This window comes from Tritonibacter scottomollicae, from assembly GCF_032924845.1.
Lineage (GTDB): Bacteria > Pseudomonadota > Alphaproteobacteria > Rhodobacterales > Rhodobacteraceae > Epibacterium > Epibacterium scottomollicae.
In genome coordinates this window covers 29,851-49,536 of sequence record NZ_CP136702.1, presented here as the reverse complement: position 1 = coordinate 49,536, position 19,686 = coordinate 29,851, and the positions used below count along the sequence as shown (strand labels likewise).

The window sequence follows — 19,686 nt, the reverse complement described above, 5'->3', positions numbered from 1 at the left end:
GCACAGCCCTTTTTCTCATCATCCATGTTTGCTTCGGGATCGCGATAGGATGCCCGAAAGGCACGTAAGATCAGGCGGCAGACAAAATCACGTCGTTTGGAAGCTGGGTGAGCTTGAAGACGATCACAGCGTCCGCCGGATCATGCGTGTCGGGTGACGAGGTGTAAGATCGGCCAAGCCAGTGCGAAAGTCTGGAACCCTACCGCCAGAACCCACGTGGTAGAGCGGCCTGACTTCTTGATGTCGATCCTGTGACGGCTAGCGGACGGCGCTCGGTGCTATCGCAGCGTTCAGCATTTGTTAAAGTAAGCTTGCCTCTCCAACGTCACGCCTCTAGGTTGCACTCGAAATTTAGACTGCTAGCGGTATTGGTGCTCATGCATCTCTAATTCGGAATGTGTTTCTGATTTTTGCCGCGTGTTGATGCCGCCCTTAGGACTGACCGAAATTTCGGTGTTTCTTTTATTCTGATTTTTGCCGGAGACTGTTTTGATTTATCGCGAGCTTGTATTTTTCTTGCGTGAGCCGGCGCGTCGCATGCCGAGCATTGGCCTTTCGTTGCGAAGCACCGCGCTGGCACTGATCTTTGCGTCTTTGCCGCACTCCGGCACTGCGGATACGTTCTCATGGCAGGGTGGTGCTGTCGGAAGTTCTGATTGGAGCAGCCAAAACTGGCTTGATATCAACGACTTGGACGTGTCGTTGCCTGTGGGGAATACGGCGCCCGGCGATACGCCTTATGATCTGATCTTCGATGACGCGCTGTCGCCTGGGCAGTTTGCGTCCTCGCTTGAGGGCGACACTTATGTTGTGAACTCTCTCAGCATCAACAGTGAGAGTAACGCTTTCGTGTTCGCCACCCCAAACGGCGGGGCGACACTTCGTTTCGAGAGTACTGACCCCGGTCTCCCTGCGGAGTTGACTCTGACCGGGTCTGTCGCGAGCGATTTTGACGGTGAGAATGATGATGGCGAGATTACCTTCGATCTCGCCTCCACTCTTCGTGTCACCAATGAGATAGACGGATCTGAAATCACTGCGGATCTGACTGGCACCGGCGACCTGGAAATTGATGCAGGCGCAGGAAACACGCTGACCCTCTCTGGGACCGACAGTCGTAGCGCGGACACAAGCGTCCTGAGCGGCACGCTGGAGGTTACGGGCGGGGACGCGCTGTCCGATGCCGGGCAGTTGGCGGTCGAGACGGGCGCCGGTGTTCTGGTCAGTGCAAGCGAGACCGTGGGGGGGCTCGCCTTGGCTGACGCGTCAACCCTTCTCACCATCGCGGATGGGCAAACCCTGACCGTTGCCCAGGGAACGACGGCTGCGGCGCTTGGGCTGCAGACCGTAAGCGGCGCCATCGAAGGTGCAAATGGCACCCTGGCGATCAATGGTGCCGATGTCGCGCTTTTGGGCAATGTCGGTGTGGGCGCGCTGCGGGTTGTCTCGGGGGCTCTCTTGGTGGAGGGCGATTTTGGTGGGGCCATCGACATCGGCGAAACCGGCGGCATTGGCAGTGTCACCGCGACATTTGCCGCAACCAGCGACCCGACTTTTGGCGCGACGATTCGCGACAACGGCACGCTGCACCTTGACGAGGATGTCTCTCTCGACACCCTGAGCGGGACCGGTGCCGTTGTGTTGGATGGGGACACTACACTGACGCTGCTTTCGGGGGCGACCACGCCACTCGCCGGTTTTGACGGAACCATAAATGGGCCGGCAGGCACTCTGGCTATTGCCGGGGGCGATCAGCTGCTGAATGGGGATGTAACCCTCTCAAATCTGACGCTAAATGCCGGAGCGCTGACCCTCGCGTCGGACAATTCTACGGTTTCCGACATGGTTTCCCTTGCGGCCAACAGCACATTGTCCCTGACCGGGCAGGGCCTGTCTGCGGGTCAATTGAGCGGTGCCGGAACTGTCGCGCTGGACGCGTCTGATGCAAGTCTGACGCTGACCGGGGCAACAACCGCCTTCACTGGGGATATTTCAGGTGATGGCGCGCTGGTGATCGCAGACGGCAGCCTGACCGGTGCCAATCAGCTGAGCTATACCGGTGCCACAAACCTGACCGGGACAGGTGTGCTTGACCTGCAAGCGGGGGCAAGCCTGGCCAGTACGGAGATTGCAATTGGTGGCAATGCCAGCCTGTCGACTGCGGGCGGGGCGCTGACGGATGCGACGGCGCTTGATGTGGACGGGACCTTCACCCTTGCGGGCGACGAGACGATTGCGACGCTTGCGGGCGAAGGGACGGTTGCGCTTGCGGGCCATACGCTGGCTGTCGGCTCTGGCGTGGCGGGTGAGGGCTTTGCCTATTCCGGTGCGCTGACCGGCGACGCGGTGTCGGTGCTGCGGACGGAAACCTCTGGCGACGCCTTGATCCTGAGCGGGGACCTCAGCGGCTTTGGCGGCAGGTTGGAGATCGCCCATGGCACGCTTGGGCTGACGCAGACGACCACGCTGTCGTCTGGCGGCATTGCCTTTGTGGCGGATGCAGGCGTGGCGAATGCGGCACCTGTGCTGAGCCTCGCGGATGTTGCCGTGCTGGGCAATGATCTCTCGGTTGCGACGGGGGTGAGCGCGCAGATCAGTAGCGACGGCACGACACAGCTGACCGGCGATCTGGCGCTGGACGGCGATCTGTCGCTCTCGGCAAGCTCCGGTGTTCTGACGCTGGCGTCGGGGGATGTGACAAGCGGCGCGGGCGCGGCCCTGTCGATTGACGCGGGCACAGTGGCGTTGGATCTGCAATCGGGCGCGACCCTGGGCGATGCGGCGGTGACGATTGCAAATGCGGCGAGCCTGTCGACTGCGGGCGGGGCGCTGACGGATGCGACGGCGCTTGATGTGGACGGGACCTTTACCCTTGCGGGCGACGAGACGATTGCGACGCTCGCGGGCGAAGGGACGGTTGCGCTTGCGGGCCATACGCTGGCTGTCGGCTCTGGCGTGGCCGGTGAGGGCTTTGCCTATTCCGGCGCGCTGACCGGCGACGCGGTGTCGGTGCTGCGGACGGAAACCTCTGGCGACGCCTTGATCCTGAGCGGCGACCTCAGCGGCTTTGGCGGCAGGTTGGAGATCGCCCATGGCACGCTTGGGCTGACGCAAACGACCACGCTGTCGTCTGGCGGCATTGCCTTTGTGGCGGATGCAGGCGTGGCGAATGCGGCACCTGTGCTGAGCCTCGCGGATGTTGCCGTGCTGAGTAATGACCTCTCGGTTGCGACGGGCGTGAGCGCGCAGATCAGCAGCGACGGCACGACACAGCTGACTGGCGATCTGGCGCTGGACGGCGATCTGTCGCTCTCGGCAAGCTCGGGTGTTCTGACGCTGGCATCGGGGGATGTGACAAGCGGTGCGGGCGCGGCCCTGTCGATTGACGCGGGCGCGGTGGCGCTGGATCTGCAATCGGGCGCGACCCTGGGCGATGCGGCGGTGACGATTGCAAATGCGGCCAGCCTGTCGACTGCGGGCGGTGCGCTGACGGATGCGACGGCGCTTGATGTGGACGGGACCTTCACCCTTGCGGGCGACGAGACGATTGCGACGCTTGCGGGCGAAGGGACGGTTGCGCTTGCGGGCCATACGCTGGCTGTTGGCTCTGGCGTGGCCGGTGAGGGCTTTGCCTATTCCGGTGCGCTGACCGGCGACGCGGTGTCGGTGCTGCGCACGGAAACCTCTGGCGATGCCTTGATCCTGAGCGGTGATCTCAGCGGCTTTGGCGGCAGGTTGGAGATCGCCCATGGCACGCTTGGGCTGACGCAGACGACCACGCTGTCGTCTGGCGGCATTGCCTTTGTGGCGGATGCAAGCGTGGCGAATGCGGCACCTGTGCTGAGCCTCGCGGATGTTGCGGTGCTGGACAATGACCTCTCGGTTGCGACGGGGGTGAGCGCGCAGATCAGTAGCGACGGCACGACACAGCTGACCGGCGATCTGTCGCTGGACGGCGATCTGTCGCTGTCGGCAAGCTCGGGTGTTCTGACGCTGGCGTCGGGTAATGTGACAAGCGGCGCGGGCGCGAGCCTGTCGATTGACGCGGGCGCGGTGGCGCTGGATCTGCAATCTGGCGCGACCCTGGGCGATGCGGCGGTGACGATTGCAAATGCGGCCAGCCTGTCGACTGCGGGCGGGGCGCTGACGGATGCGACGGCGCTTGACGTGGACGGGACCTTCACCCTTGCGGGCGACGAGACGATTGCGACGCTTGCGGGCGAAGGAACAGTTGCGCTTGCGGGCCATACGCTGGCTGTCGGCTCTGGCGTGGTCGGTGAGGGCTTTGCCTATTCCGGTGCGCTGACCGGCGACGCGGTGTCGGTGCTGCGCACGGAAACCTCTGGCGATGCCTTGATCCTGAGCGGCGACCTCAGCGGCTTTGGCGGCAGGTTGGAGATCGCCCATGGCACGCTTGGGCTGACGCAGACGACCACGCTGTCGTCTGGCGGCATTGCCTTTGTGGCGGATGCAGGCGTGGCGAATGCGGCACCTGTGCTGAGCCTCGCGGATGTTGCGGTGCTGGGCAATGATCTCTCGGTTGCGACGGGGGTGAGTGCGCAGATCAGCAGCGACGGCACGACACAGCTGACCGGTGATCTGGCGCTGGACGGCGATTTGTCGCTCTCGGCAAGCTCCGGAGTTCTGACGCTGGCGTCGGGTAATGTGACAAGCGGCGCGGGCGCGACCCTGTCGATTGACGCGGGCGCGGTGGCGCTGGATCTGCAATCTGGCGCGACCCTGGGCGATGCGGCGGTGACGATTGCAAATGCGGCCAGCCTGTCGACGGCGGGCGGTGCGCTGACGGATGCGACGGCGCTTGACGTGGACGGGAGCTTCACCCTTGCGGGCGACGAGACGATTGCGACGCTTGCGGGCGAAGGGACGGTTGCGCTTGCGGGCCATACGCTGGCTGTCGGCTCTGGCGTGGCGGGTGAGGGCTTTGCCTATTCCGGTGCGCTGACCGGCGACGCGGTGTCGGTGCTGCGGACGGAAACCTCTGGCGATGCCTTGATCCTGAGCGGGGATCTCAGCGGCTTTGGCGGCAGGTTGGAGATCGCCCATGGCACGCTTGGGCTGACGCAGACGACCACGCTGTCGTCTGGCGGCATTGCCTTTGTGGCGGATGCAGGCGTGGCGAATGCGGCACCTGTGCTGAGCCTCGCGGATGTTGCCGTACTGGGCAATGATCTCTCGGTTGCGACGGGGGTAAGCGCGCAGATCAGTAGCGACGGCACGACACAGCTGACCGGCGATCTGTCGCTGGACGGCGATCTGTCGCTCTCGGCAAGCTCGGGTGTTCTGACGCTGGCATCGGGGGATGTGACAAGCGGCGCGGGCGCGACCCTGTCGATTGACGCGGGCACGGTGGCGTTGGATCTGCAATCTGGCGCGACCCTGGGCGATGCGGCGGTGACGATTGCAAATGCGGCCAGCTTGTCGACCGCAGGCGGGGCGCTGACGGATGCGACGGCGCTTGACGTGGACGGGAGCTTCACCCTTGCGGGCGACGAGACGATTGCGACGCTTGCGGGCGGCGGAACAGTTGCGCTTGCGGGCCATACGCTGGCTGTCGGCTCTGGCGTGGCGGGTGAGGGCTTTGCCTATTCCGGTGCGCTGACCGGCGACGCGGTGTCGGTGCTGCGGACGGAAACCTCTGGCGATGCCTTGATCCTGAGCGGGGATCTCAGCGGCTTTGGCGGCAGGTTGGAGATCGCCGATGGCACGCTTGGGCTGACGCAGACGACCACGCTGTCGTCTGGCGGCATTGCCTTTGTGGCGGATGCAGGCGTGGCGAATGCGGCACCTGTGCTGAGCCTCGCGGATGTTGCCGTACTGGGCAATGATCTCTCGGTTGCGACGGGGGTGAGCGCGCAGATCAGTAGCGACGGCACGACACAGCTGACCGGCGATCTGTCGCTGGACGGCGATCTGTCGCTCTCGGCAAGCTCCGGAGTTCTGACGCTGGCGTCGAGTGATGTGACAAGCGGCGCGGGCGCGACCCTGTCGATTGACGCGGGCACGGTGGCGTTGGGGTCAAGCGGGGCGGTTGCGCTGCTTGCGGATGCGCCGCTTAGCATTGCGGCTGGCGCCGCGCTTGATCTGGCCGGGGAAGATACGACCATTTCAGCCCTGTCGGGTGACGGGCGCATTTTCACCTCTGAGCTGGACGGGCTAGATGGCACGACGGATCTTGTGATCGCCTCGACCGGGGCGGGCGGATTCAACGGAACCTTTGATGGGACGGAGGAGGCGCTTGCGCTTGAGACCACTGGTGATGTGACCTTTGGCGGTGCCTTTGACGGGCTTGAGCGGGTGACGGTCTCCTCCGGGACGCTGACGCTGAGCACAACGATGGATGCGAACTCCTCCATCACGGTTGATGGCGGCACCCTCAGCAACGCCGGCACGATCACCGGTGATGTGACAGTGCGCGATGGTACGTTCAGCAACACCGCGACCATCCGAGGCATGACCCTCGCCGAGGCGGGCACGGTGCTGAGTGCCAACAATGGGACATTTGACGGCGATGTGACCATCAACGGTGAAGATTTGCCTGCTGCTGCTGCGGAGGCAAATTTCTCTGGGATGACATCGATCACTGGCGATCTGCAGAACGCCGGCAACCTGACCAATGACGGGACGTTGACCGTGACCGGCGCGTTCACCAGTGCGGGGCGTGTCACCAACTCCGGTACAATCGTCAATGCGCTGACGATGTCCGGGGACGGTTCGCTGATCCAGAACGGGACGACAAGCGGTCTTGTCACCCTGTCTGATACGGCCAGCCTCACCACAAATGGCGGCAGTTTCGCGGGGTTGATGATTTCCGAGAATGCCAGCGCGACGCTGTCAGGGGCAATCACCAGCAGCGGTGACGTGACCAACCTGGGCCGTCTTGCCTCCTCCGACAGTGTTGCGACAACATTGACGGTGACGGGCGGGCGTTTTGTCAACGTCGGTGATTTGGTCGGCGGAACCTCGGGGCTGGTGATCACCGCCGATGAGATCGAGGTCGTGACCGGGTCCAGTATCACCGGCAATGTGAGCCTTGATGCGGCGCTGCGGGTCGCAGGGTCGCTGGAGCTTTCGAGCGATCTGACCCACAGCCTGACTATCGTTGATACGGGCGAGGTTACCGTTACGGCGGAGATTTCCGGCACAGATCAAAGCCTGAGCAATGACGGGACGCTCGTGCTCGCAGATGACACGGGTTTGACTGGCCTGGCTCAGTACGCGGGTGCTGGTCGTCTGGACTTGGGGCAAAATGCGGCCTTTAGCGCGGCGGACTTGAGCATTGGCGGAACCGCCACACTTGCCGCCGGCGCCTCCCTGACCGGAGCGGACCGGTTCGTGATTGCCGAAGACGGCAGGCTGCAGACCGCGGCGGGCGGCGGCACGGTTTTGATTTCGGCCGCAAGCGGTCTGAACATCGAGGCCGAGGGTGTGCTGGATGTTGCGGCGGGCGATACGCTTTCTGGTACCGGTCTCGATCTGTCAAATTCGGGCGGTGTCAACATTGGCACGGGTGCGGCGCTGACGCTGGCGTCGCTTCAGTCCGATGGCGAGGTGACCAATAGTGGCACATTGACCGTGGCAGACTCGATCACGCTGTCGGGTGGATCTGTGACGAACACGGGCGCGATTTCGGGGGCGGTGGCGGTCTCGGGTGGTGCGTTGACAAACAGTGGGACGGTGACCGGGGATGTGACACTGACCGGGGGCACGGTGACGACCTCGGGCACGATCAGCGGTGCGACCTCGGTGGGCGCGGATGCGGTTCTGGTCTCGCAGGGCGGCAGCTTTAGCGATGATGTGCTGATCGCGGAGGAGGGCCGGCTCGAGCTCTCGGGCACCACTTCGGTTGCGGGAGACGTGACGAATGATGGCGTGATCATCGCGACCCAGAGTGGGGCTGCGCTTTCGGTCACCGGGGTGCTGACGATCAACGGCACCATCGACGGCAGCGTCGGGTCGTTCAGCGTTGGGGCTGACGTGGTCCGGCTTGCGGCCGATGCGGTGGTGAGCGATGTGATTTTCGACGCGGAGGTCGAGAACGCGGGCACGCTCGAGCTGGGCCGTGATTTTACGGCGGCACAGGACGTGACGACTCTGGTGGGTTCCACCACGCGCGTGACGGCTCAGATCGTGGGCAATGGCGTTGATATCACCAACGCGGGCAGCTTTGAGATCGAGGCTGGTGCCGGGTTGACGGGGCTTGGGGTGCTGCGCAGCAGCAATGCGATCATCATCGGCGCGGGTGCTGAACTGACGGCGCAGAGCATTGACAACAGCGGTACGCTGGCCATTGGCGCCGGCGGGACGCTGGAGGGGCTGGGCAACACGCTTGATAACAGCGGAACACTCACGCTGGCGGACGGGGCTTCGGTTCTGGATGCGGGCGCCATCAACAATGCCGACGGCGGGCTGATCCGGTTTGACGGATCGGGCACGATCGCGGCGAACCTTGGCGATACGGATACGGCGATCAACAACGCCGGGCAGATCGTGACGGCAGGCGCCAGCGGTGACACGGTCACCATCGGTGACGGTTCGGCCAATGTTTTCAACAACCTGCAAGACGGTGAGTTTATCCTCGGCGCGGGGACCGTTGTGTCAGCCACGCAGACGGATCTGCGCAACGCGGGCACGGTCGAGATCAACTCCGGCGCGCGCCTGGGGCTGGACGAGCTGAGCAACAGCGGCAGCCTGTCCAACGCCGGCACGCTGAGCGTTGCCGGTGGTCTGGCAAACACGGGCAGCTTTGAGAACACTGGCACCCTCACAGCCGACCTGACCCAAACCGCAGGCAGCACAATCAACAGCGGCACCCTCGGCAATATCACGCAGTCCGGGGGGACCGGATCGAACAGCGGGACGGTGACCGGGGCGCTGGCACTGTCCGGCGGGACCTTCACGAATGGGGGCACCGGGGTGATTGGCCAGGTGTCGGTAACGGGGGGGACGCTGACCAATGCCGGCGCGATCAGCGGCACGCTGACTCTGTCAGACGCGCAAGGTTGGGTGACCAATAGCGGCGCGGTGCTTGGCCAGACCGCGGTATCGGACGGGGTGTTGAACACCGCAGGAAGCCTTGCCGGCCTGGATCTATCTGGCGGCACTGTCACAAATACGGGCACCATCACCGGGGGCGCGACCGTGACCGGGGGCAGCCTGAACACAGAGCAGCTGAGCGGTGGTCTGGACCTGTCGGGCGGATCTGTGACGAACACGGGCGCGATTTCGGGGGCGGTTGCGGTCTCGGGTGGCGCATTGACAAACAGTGGGACGGTGACCGGGGATGTGACACTGACCGGGGGCACGGTGACGACCTCGGGCACGATCAGCGGTGTGACCTCGGTGGGCGCGGATGCGGTTCTGGTCTCGCAGGGCGGCAGCTTCAGCGATGATGTGCTGATCGCGGAGGAGGGCCGGCTCGAGCTCTCGGGCACCACTTCGGTTGCGGGAGACGTGACCAATGATGGCGTGATCATCGCGACCCAGAGCGGGGCTGCGCTTTCGGTCACCGGGGTGCTGACGATCAACGGCACCATCGACGGCAGCGTCGGATCGTTCAGCGTTGGGGCTGACGTGGTCCGGCTTGCAGCAGATGCGGTGGTGAGCGATGTGATTTTTGACGCAGAGGTCGAGAACGCAGGCACGCTCGAGCTTGGCCGTGATCTTACGGCGGCACAGGACGTGACGACTCTGGCGGGTTCCACCACGCGGGTGACAGCTCAGATCGCGGGCAATGGCGTTGATATCACCAACGCGGGCAGCTTTGAGATCGAGGCTGGCGCCGGGTTGACGGGGCTTGGCGTGCTGCGCAACAGCAATGCGATGATTATCGGCGCAGGTGCTGAGCTGACGGCGCAGAGCATTGACAACAGCGGTACGCTGGCCATTGGCGCCGGCGGGACGCTGGAGGGGCTGGGCAACACGCTTGATAACAGCGGAACACTCACGCTGGCGGACGGGGCTTCGGTTCTGGATGCGGGCGCCATCAACAATGCCGACGGTGGGCTGATCCGGTTTGACGGATCGGGCACGATCGCGGCGAACCTTGGCGATACGGATACGGCGATCAACAACGCCGGGCAGATCGTGACGGCAGGCGCCAGCAGTGACACGGTCACCATCGGTGACGGTTCGGCCAATGTTTTCAACAACCTGCAAGACGGTGAGTTTATCCTCGGCGCGGGGACCGTTGTGTCTGCCACGCAGACGGATCTGCGCAACGCGGGCACGGTCGAGATCAACTCCGGCGCGCGCCTGGGGCTGGACGAGCTGAGCAACAGCGGCAGCCTGTCCAACGCCGGCACGCTGAGCGTCGCCGGTGGTCTGGCAAACACGGGCAGCTTTGAGAACACAGGCACCCTCACAGCCGACCTGACCCAAACCGCAGGCAGCACAATCAACAGCGGCACCCTCGGCAATGTCACGCAGTCCGGGGGGAGCTTCACCCAAACCGCGGGGGCGAGCGCTGCGCTGACCTTCGACGGGGGGACCGGAAGTTTGGAGGGTGGCTCTGTCTCTGGGGCGCTCTCGATTTCGAACGCCGTTGTTGTGGTGGGCGAAGATGCGACGGTCACCGGGTCCAGCACGGTTGAAAGCGACGGTACATTGGGCATCGCGGGAACTGCGGCCGATGTGACGAGCGCTGGCACGCTCAGCCTGAGCGGCACGGCGGATCAGGTCTCGATTACGGATGGGACCTTTGTTGCCGAGGGCGCGTCTCTTGGAACCCTGGCTCTTGCCGGAGCTTCGGTGTCATCGGCATCGGGGGATATCTCGGGGAACCTCACACTCGGCGATAGGGCGGCGCTGACGGTGTCTGGCGATCTTTCACTCGGCGGCGCTGTCAGCCAGGAGAGCTCCGACGTGTTGGTCACCTTGCAAGACGGCACCTTCACGCTTGCGTCGGGTCTCTATGAGAACACTGCCAACCTCTTGTTTGACGGTGGGACGCTTGCAGCGGACCTGGAGAATACAGCGATGTTGGAGCTTCGCTCCGGAACGCTTGCGGGGGATCTCGACAACAGTGGCAATGCGGCGCTTGCTGGCCAGATTTCCGGCGGTCTCAACAATGCCGAGGGCGGTGTTGTCGCTGTGGCTTCGGGCGCTGCGGCTGGGATTGCGGGTGAGACCGCAAACTTCGGTACATTCAGCGTTGCGGGCGATTTGACTGTTGGCGACACGTTCCGCAATGGCAGTGCCAATGCAACGGATGCCGCGTTTGGCATTGTTGGTGGGACGTTTGCTGCCGCGGATGTGGAGAATTTTGGAACCCTCGCCTTGACGGATGCGGGTGTGGCTGCTGGCACGCTGCGCAACATGGGCCAGATGCAGGCCCTGGGCACCTCTTCGATCAGCGGGAACTTCACCAACACCTCCGATGGCGTGCTGTCCCTGGCGGATGATGACATCTCGACCCGGCTAACAATTGATGGCAACGCGGACCTTTCAGGTGTGGTTGCGGTGGATATCGATTTGGCGACAACCGGGGCGCAGGGTGTGGACCAGATTTCTGTCTCGGGCGCGGTCTCGGGGAATGTGGTCTTTGCGTTCAACAACCTTTCTGGCGCGGATCAGCCAGCGCTGGACGCGCCGCTTTCGGTGTTGAGCTATGGATCCAATGGAGGGCTGAGTGTCAGCTCCACCGGCCTCCCGTCGACAGGCGCCATTCTATATGCGTTGACCAATGATACGTCAGGAGGGCAGGTCTCTCTGGTGTCCGGTGCCAATCCGGCCTTTGCAGGTCTGGCGAGCGGTCTGACGGTGGCGCAATCCTTGATGGGGTCCGTGATCAACCGACCCACAAGTCCGTATATTTCGGGCCTTGCTGCCGCCGGTGAAGGGGACGATCTGTGCGGCAATGGCGCTTGGGCAAGGGCGACCGGGGGGCGGGTTTCTGCCTCCGGGTCGGCTGAAACTCAGCTCGGACAGTTTGAATCCGTTGTGGATGCCACCTATGGCGGTTTGCAGTTCGGCTTTGACAATAGCTGTTTTAAGGGCGTTATCGGCGGTTGGAACCTGAGCTACGGTGTGATTGGCGGCGTCAACCGCGGTAAAATCACGCAGCCCGTCTTTTTCTTCGATACTCAGACGGCCACGCTAAACGAGTCCATTGTGACCAGCCGCAACGATATCGAATTCGACCAGATCTATGGCGGTGTCTATCTCGGCGCGTCCAAAGGGCGTTGGGTGGCGGATCTGCAGGCGCGGACGGACCGCACCAGCTATGATCTGCAAAACCGCGCCGCCGCAGGTCCGTTCGGAGAGCGCCTCGGTGCCGACGACCAAAGCTATGACAGCTCGGGCTCAACGATCTCCGGCTCGCTTGGCTATGCCATCCCGCTGACGGGTCTTGGCGAGGGCATCAATTTCATCCCCACGCTTGGCTTTGCCTATAGTCGGACAACGGCCGACAGTGTCTATTTCTCCAATGACAAGTCTGATCCTGATGACGACGGCGTGCTGGAGTTTGATCCGATCACCAACAAGGTTGGCTTTGCCTCGTTGACCCTGTCCCGGAGCACTGTGCGCCCGTCGGGTCTTGCCGCGCTCAATTACTTCGGCACGCTGAGCTATTATCGCGATTTCGCCGATGTTGCCGGTGCGAGCTATTATCAGCTTGATGCAGCGGGCAACAAGCTTGGCGCGCCGCTTGATGCAAGCAACGACCTGCTGAGCGAGTATGGCGAACTTAGCCTTGGGTTGAACTACACCCGTATCTTGGACCCGGGCTCGGCCTTCTTGTCCGCGCGTCAGCTGGATACCTCCATTCGTGTTGATGGCCGCTTTGGAGATCAACTCGATGGTTGGGGTGTCACCGCGCAGATGCGGCTACAGTTCTGAAAACACGCGCGCTCTTTTGAGGGCGCGCGTTGCACAATGGGGAGGGGTTGACCCAACGAGGTCACCTCTTACAACAGGATGAATTAGGGCGCGCGCCTGTCGGATTTATGCACGCGTCAGTTGCACATATTGCTCGGAGCGAAGATCCATTCATGTCACTCTTCAGTAAAGTTGCCTGGAAAGAAGGGCTTTTCCTGCAGCCCCATCACCTACAGCAGGCCGATCGGTATCATGAATATCTGTCTCGCACCCGCACTGCGGTGCTGAGCCCATACCCCTGGGGGCTGTCCAGCCTGCGCTTTGATCGCGACAAGGCGCAGCTGGGCCAGATCGGACTGAACGAAGTGAGCGGAATTATGCCGGATGGCACGCCCTTCGATGCGCCGTCAGTGGCCCCGTTGCCGCTACCGGTCGAGGTCCCGGATGATGGCGCGGGTTTGGACATTTGGCTGACGCTTCCAGATGCGACGATAAACGGGCAGGACATCGCACCTGCCGCGCAAGACAGCGCGACCCGCTATGTGCTGGCCTCGGACACGGTGGCCAGCAACATCTCTGCCAGCCGCTCCGAGCAGGTTGTGGAAATTGCCGACCCCCGTCTCGAACTCAGCCTGCGTAAGACGCCGCGGCCGGGATATCAGAATCTGAAGATCGGGCGCATTCTCGATCTGCGCGACGGGATCGTGACCCTGGACGACCGGGTCCCGCCTGCCGCGTTGCGGTTGCCGGTTCACCCGGCGTTTGATGGCTATCTCAGCCGTGTGGTCGGCTGGATGGAAGCCAAGCTCGAGACGCTTTCTCGCTATGCCTCGGATCCGAGTTCGGGCGGGGGGATGCAGTCCAGCGACTACCTGATGCTAATGGTGCTCAACCGCGAACTGCCAGTGTTGCGTCATCTTCAATCCATGGCCAACGTGCACCCCGAGCGTCTCTATGAGAAACTCATTGGCCTCGCCGGGGAGCTTTCGACGTTTGACCAGGGGGAGCGCCATACGCGCGCGTATGAGGACTATTCGCACAGCGACCCTCAGGCCAGTTTCCAGCCGGTGGTCGCAACCATTCAGCGGCTTCTGGCGCGAGAGGTCGGACGCGCCATTCGTCTGCCTTTGCAGGAGGTGCGCGCCAACTCCTATGCGGCGCTTGTCAATGACCGCTCCCTCTTTTCACAGGCGACCTTTGTGTTGGAGGTCAGCTCGGGCTTGCCACTCGGCCAGGTGCAAACCCAGTTTCCGCAGCTTTGCAAGGTCGGCCCCTCCACGCAGATGAAAACGATCATCAACAACAACCTACCGGGTGTCGGGCTGGTCCATCTGCCGAACCCGCCACGTCAAATCCGTGTGGTTTCGACCAATGTCTATTTCCTACTCGATAAATCGACGCAGCTCTGGGGTGATTTTTCCTCAGCCCCCGCGATTGGGCTGCATTTTGCGGGCAATTGGCCCGATATGAAGCTTGAGCTGTGGGCGGTGCCGGAGAGTGCTTGATGTCGGATGATGACAAGACCGTTTTTGGCCAACCGATGCCTGCCTTTCCGCCGCGCAAGTCCAGCGGCGAGGGCAAACCGGCGGGGCAAGCGCCCGCCAGCCCTGCGCCTGTAGGTCAAGCGCCGCGACATCCGCCAAATGACGAGGATACATGGCTCGGGGGCGCGCTTAATCCGGCTTCGGGGCAGGGCACACCTCCCGCCGCTCAGCCCGGACCTCAGGCGCCGTCTGCGGCGGGCTATCCGGGGCAACATCCGCCTGGGCCGAACCCATTCTTGCCGCAGCAGGGGCCGTCGGGCCATGGCGCGGGGCAGGGGTATCCGTCGGGTCAGCCTGCGGGCTGGTATCAACCGCAAACCGGTGCATCCAGCCCTGAGGAAGGGATCTTCCCCGAGCTGAACCGGCCCGCGCCGGATCCGCAGGGCCGCGAGGCGGCGCCAAAGATCGCCCTTGCCGATGCCTTGCGTGCCGCGGATGCGAGCAAGGGCGGTGCCGCGTCAAACCCGCTGCTCGCGGAATCAACGGGGTTGTTGATCCTGCTTGGGCGGCTGCGGACGGGGCTGGTGGAAATGGAGTCCGGTCCCCTGCTTGACCACGTCGCGCGCGCGATCAATGACTTTGAAGCCCGCGCATTGGCGCTGAATCTACCGCAAGAGCAGGTGAGAGACGCGAAGTATGCGCTCTCGGCCACGGCGGATGACATTGTTCAAAACCTGCCCGGCGCGGATCGCGGGATGTGGCTGCAGTATTCCATGGTCGCTCGTTTCTTCGGAGAGCGCTCCTCTGGTGTTGGCTTTTTCCAGAAGGTGGATCACGCCATGAAAGCGCCCGGACAGAGCTATCCGCTCCTAGAGCTGATGTTGTGCTGCCTGGAGCTGGGGTTCGAGGGGCAATATCGCACTCTGCCCAATGGCGGAGTTGAGATCGCACGGATCCGCAGGGCGATCTATGAAACCCTGCGCCGGGTCAACCCCCGCCCCGATGATGATGTCTCGCCCCAATGGGAGGCGATGCCGATGAACCCGCGGCGCCGCCGGACCGTGACACCGGTCTGGGTGGTGGGGCTGATCGCGGTATCAATGGTGGTGGTCCTGTTTGGCACGTTCTCGGTGCTTCTGACCCGCCGGTCCGCAGACATCGGCGATCTGTTTCTCGCGCTGCACCAACAGCTGCCCGCGATCACGATCGAACGCACCGAGCCCGTGCTGGAGCCCTACAAGGCGCCGGAGACGTCGCAGATGGAGCGTATCCGCACCTCTCTTGCACTGCCGATCGAGGCCGGCCAAGTGGTCGTCGATCAAAGCACGGACTGGGTTTTGGTGCGGGTCGGCGAAGCCCTGCGCTTCTCCTCCGGGCGTGAAGCATTGGCGGAACAGGACGCGGCGGATGAGCTTTTGACGCCAGTCGCGCAAATGCTTGATCGCGAACAAGGGCAGGTCCGCGTGGTGGGGCATACGGACACCGTGCCGATGTCGGGAGCGGGGCGGTTCAAAACCAATCAGGAGCTCTCGGAAGCGCGCGCGCAAACCGTTGCGACGTGGCTGTCACAGATGATTTCAGACCCCGAACGGATCGACGTTGAAGGCAAAGGCGCGTCAGAACCAGTGGCAGACAACGCCACTGCGCAGGGGCGTGCACAAAATCGTCGGGTCGAAATTTTGATCCCGCGAGAGGAATAAGACAGTGTTTAGCCGTTTAAGAAGATTCTTTGCACTCATTGGCAAAGCCCTCAGCTCTGTCTGGATGCGTTGGTTTTTGATCGCCTTTGCGCTGATCGTCCTGGCGCCTTTGATCTGGTTCGGGTTCCCGCTGACAGGGATCGCTGCGATCTCGGGGCCGGTCTTGCGTGGCTCCGTGATCGTGGTGCTTTATGCATTGATCGGGCTGATCTGGTATTTGCGTGTGCGGGCGCGTCGCAAGAAAGCGCAGGCCCTCGAGGACAGTCTGGTCGCAGCGCCGGTCAGCGACGGGAAGGTTCTGTCGGAAGGGATGCAGGACGCCCTGGCGAAACTGCGCCAGAGCGGGGGACGCAATTTTCTCTATGATTTGCCCTGGTATATCATCATCGGCCCACCCGGCGCGGGCAAGACGACGGCCCTGGCGAACGCCGGCATTGAGTTTCCGGGTCAGGATGGCGCGACTGATCGTGCAGCCGAGTTTGGCGGGACCCGAAATTGCGATTGGTGGTTCGCGGAAGACGCGGTTCTGATTGATACCGCAGGGCGGTACACGACCCATGACAGCGACGGTGCCGCAGACAAGGCGTCCTGGGCGGCGTTCCTTGATATTCTGAAAAAAGGCCGCCCGGATCAGCCGGTGAACGGCGTCATTCTGGCCTTTTCGATCGAGGACATCATGCGCGGCACGGATGAAAGTATCCAGCGCCACGCCGAAACTGTGCGCGCGCGGCTGGCGGAGCTGCACGAGACCCTGCGTATTGACGTTCCGGTCTATGCCATCTTTACCAAAGCCGATCTGATCTCGGGATTTCGGGAGTACTTTGGCGCCTTTAGCCAGTCACGGCGGCGTCTGGTCTGGGGACACACCTTCCCCACGCGTGATCGCAAGACGCGGACGCACGAGCAGGTGCCCGAGGCCTTTGACGGGCTGATGACGCAGCTGTCCGATGCGCTGGTCGACCGGATGACGGCAGAGCCGGACCCGGCGGCACGGATCGCTATCTTCGGCTTTCCGGGGCAGATCGCCTTGATGCGGGAAAACATGGCGGAGTTCCTGCGGCATGTCTTTGAGCCGACCCGCTATAAGTCCAATGCCATCTTGCGTGGCTTCTATTTCACGTCGGGCACCCAAGAAGGGACGCCGATTGATCAGGTTCTGGGCGCGATGGCACGGGATAGCGATGCCGCTGCCAGCTTCCGTCCCGCCTTCATGTCTGGCAAGGGCAAAAGCTATTTTCTGCATGATCTCCTGCGCAAGGTGATCTTTGCAGAGCGCGACTGGGTTGGGTTTGACCGGCGTGCTGTGCGGCGGCGTCAGATTTTGCATACGGGTGGTCTGAGCGTGATCGCGGTGGTCGCGCTCTCTTTGATGACAAGCTTTGGCTACGCGTTTTGGAAGAACGCGGATCTGATGAAGGACGCAGAGGAAGACATTGCGGCCTATTCCGACATCGCGCGGGAAGAGCTGTCGCGGACGGTTATTGCGGATCCGGACCCGTCCACCGTGCTGTCAGAGCTTGCGCGATTGCGGAACGTGACTGCCGGGTTTGAGGGCACAGATGCGCCGGAATATATCGCGGACATGGGCCTTTCGCGGTATGAGGAGCTGCATCAGGCTGCGCGGCGAACCTATTCGGACGGGTTGGAACGCATGCTGCGCCCGCGTCTGGTGCTGTGGATGGAAAACACCATTCCGCAGCTGATTGCGGATGATGATACGGCTGGCGTTTATCGTGCGCTCAAGGTCTATCTGCTGCTTGGCGGTCAGGGGCCTGCGCGCGCGGCGGATGGTGGCGCGATCGAGGGGTATTTCGATGCGCTCTGGCGGCGCCAGTATCGTGCGCTTGGTGAAACCGCGACTCGAGACCAGTTGAATGAACACCTCAGCGCGATGCTTGAGCTGGACGACACGCGCACAGATATCATCGGCATCGACCCGGCAATCGTGCGTCAGGCGCGGGATGCCATTGTGACACTCCCGCTTGATGAGCAAGCCTGGGCGGCGATCCAGGACCGGGCACTCAACGCGGGTCTGGCAAGGGTAGAGCTGGCCTCGGCAATTGGTGGTCAAGTGGATCAGGTCCTTGCGACAAATGACGGCAGTGATCTCAACGATTTGGGCGTTTCGGGGCTCTATACATTTGAGGGCTACTGGGGCTTCTTCCTTGAAGAGCTGAGCAGCGCCCGCACCCGCCTGGAAGAGGACCGCTGGGTCCTGGGAGATGCGGCCAACAGGGTGGATTATGATCGCCAGTTGGGGTCTTTGCTGCGGGATCTCCACCGGATGTACCGTCAGGCGTTCGCCGACGCGTGGAACACTGTACTTTCGCGCCTCACCATGGCGCGCATGTCTGCGGACCCGCCGCGCTATGATACGCTCGGCGTAGCGTCATCGTCCGTGGATTCACCGCTGCTGCGTCTCGTCCAGGAGGTGGATCGTCAGACCCGGCTCAGCCGTCTGTATGAAGAAATCGACAATATGGATGCCTCGGCGGCCGCTGCCGCACTTGCCGGTGGCGGGGATGGTATCGGCAATGCTCTTGGTGATGCGGCGTTCTCGCGCGTCTATGCCGGATCCGGCGTGTTCCAACGTGTCGTGATGGATCAGCTGCGTGCCAAGGGCAAGGAACAGGAGCGTCCCGAGGCTGCCACAGGAGGCGGCTCACCAGCGCCCGACGATATCTCGCAACGCGCGCAGGTGGACCGTATCACGAGCGATTTCGCGATTTGGCATCGGCTTCTGGAAGGCGACGTGAGTAAACGGCCGATCGATGGGATTCTCTCGAACCTTCAGGCGCTGCGTGAAAATCGTCGCACGGCTGCCATGGCGCCTACGCCCGCGGATGAAACGATACTGCGGCAGACATTGGCCACCCTGACGTCGAATAACTCGGGGCTTCCAACGCCCTTGGCGGCAATGCTCAACAAGGTGCAAAGTGAGTTCTCGGTCGTGGCCCAGGATGCCACACTCGGCGAGATCCAACGCGCGTTGAACGATGATGTGGCCGCCTTCTGCCAGCAGAATATCGGGCCTTACTTTCCGTTCGGGCGGAACGGTCGTCAGGTCGCGCCCAAGATCTTTGGCCAGTTCTTTGGTCCGGGCGGGCGTATGGATCACTACTTCAGCACCTATTTGCAACCGCATGTGGTGCGCGGGCCGAACGGGCTTGAACCGGCGCCAGAAAGCGCGATCGGGCAGCGTTTGTCGCCGGCCTTGTTGCGCTCCTTCAGCGCGGCAGAAGCCATCCGCCTGGCCTTCTTCGCCTCGGGTGCACCGGAGCCGGAGGTGGAGATATCCGTGACCCATGAAAGCTCCTCCCCCTCGGTGGAACTTGCGGTCTTGTCGCTCAATGGCAACGCATTGCGCACGCAGCCGAATTCAACGGCGGCGCAGATGGTCTGGCCGGGGCCGGCCTCTGGCGTGTCGCTGAGCCTGTTCCCGGAGGAGCGCAACCGCGAGTCAACACTGCGCTTTTCGCAGGGCCGCTGGGATATCATGAGCTTCTTGCGGTCGGCGCGGGTTCGGACGAACGGGAATGTTGCGAATGTCACCCAAGAGGTGGGGGGGCGCTCGATCACCTATCGTATGGAATTTGACAGCACGACAGTGCCTTTCCTGATGCCCGAGCTTTCGCAGTTCTCCTGCCCCGTTTCAGTGGAGTGAG

At 62.8% G+C, this 19,686-nt stretch carries 4 protein-coding genes; all 4 read left to right on the top strand.

The features are described 5' to 3' along the window. Positions 1-537: 537 nt before the first annotated feature. The 4 genes from R1T40_RS00155 to tssM all read left to right on the top strand — a co-directional run bounded on the left by R1T40_RS00155 (position 538) and on the right by tssM (position 19,685). Entirely contained in the window at positions 538-12,858 is a 12,321-nt protein-coding gene (locus tag R1T40_RS00155; protein ID WP_317384059.1) for a hypothetical protein, read from the top strand. A 152-nt stretch (positions 12,859-13,010) separates the two neighbouring features. Continuing rightward, positions 13,011-14,342 (top strand): type VI secretion system baseplate subunit TssK, encoded by a 1,332-nt coding sequence (tssK, locus tag R1T40_RS00150; RefSeq protein ID WP_106164650.1) that lies wholly within the window; start codon positions 13,011-13,013, stop codon positions 14,340-14,342. Further along, positions 14,342-16,021: a type IVB secretion system protein IcmH/DotU gene (icmH, locus tag R1T40_RS00145; protein WP_317384058.1), complete on the top strand. Its 1,680-nt coding sequence runs from the start codon at positions 14,342-14,344 to the stop codon at positions 16,019-16,021. The genes tssK and icmH overlap by 1 nt, the downstream gene beginning before the upstream one ends. Before the next feature lie 64 nt (positions 16,022-16,085). Further along, positions 16,086-19,685 carry a type VI secretion system membrane subunit TssM gene (gene tssM / locus R1T40_RS00140; RefSeq protein WP_317384057.1) on the top strand — a complete coding sequence of 1,200 codons (3,600 nt, stop codon included), beginning with the start codon at positions 16,086-16,088 and terminating at the stop codon, positions 19,683-19,685. The last annotated feature ends 1 nt before the right edge of the window (position 19,686 follow it).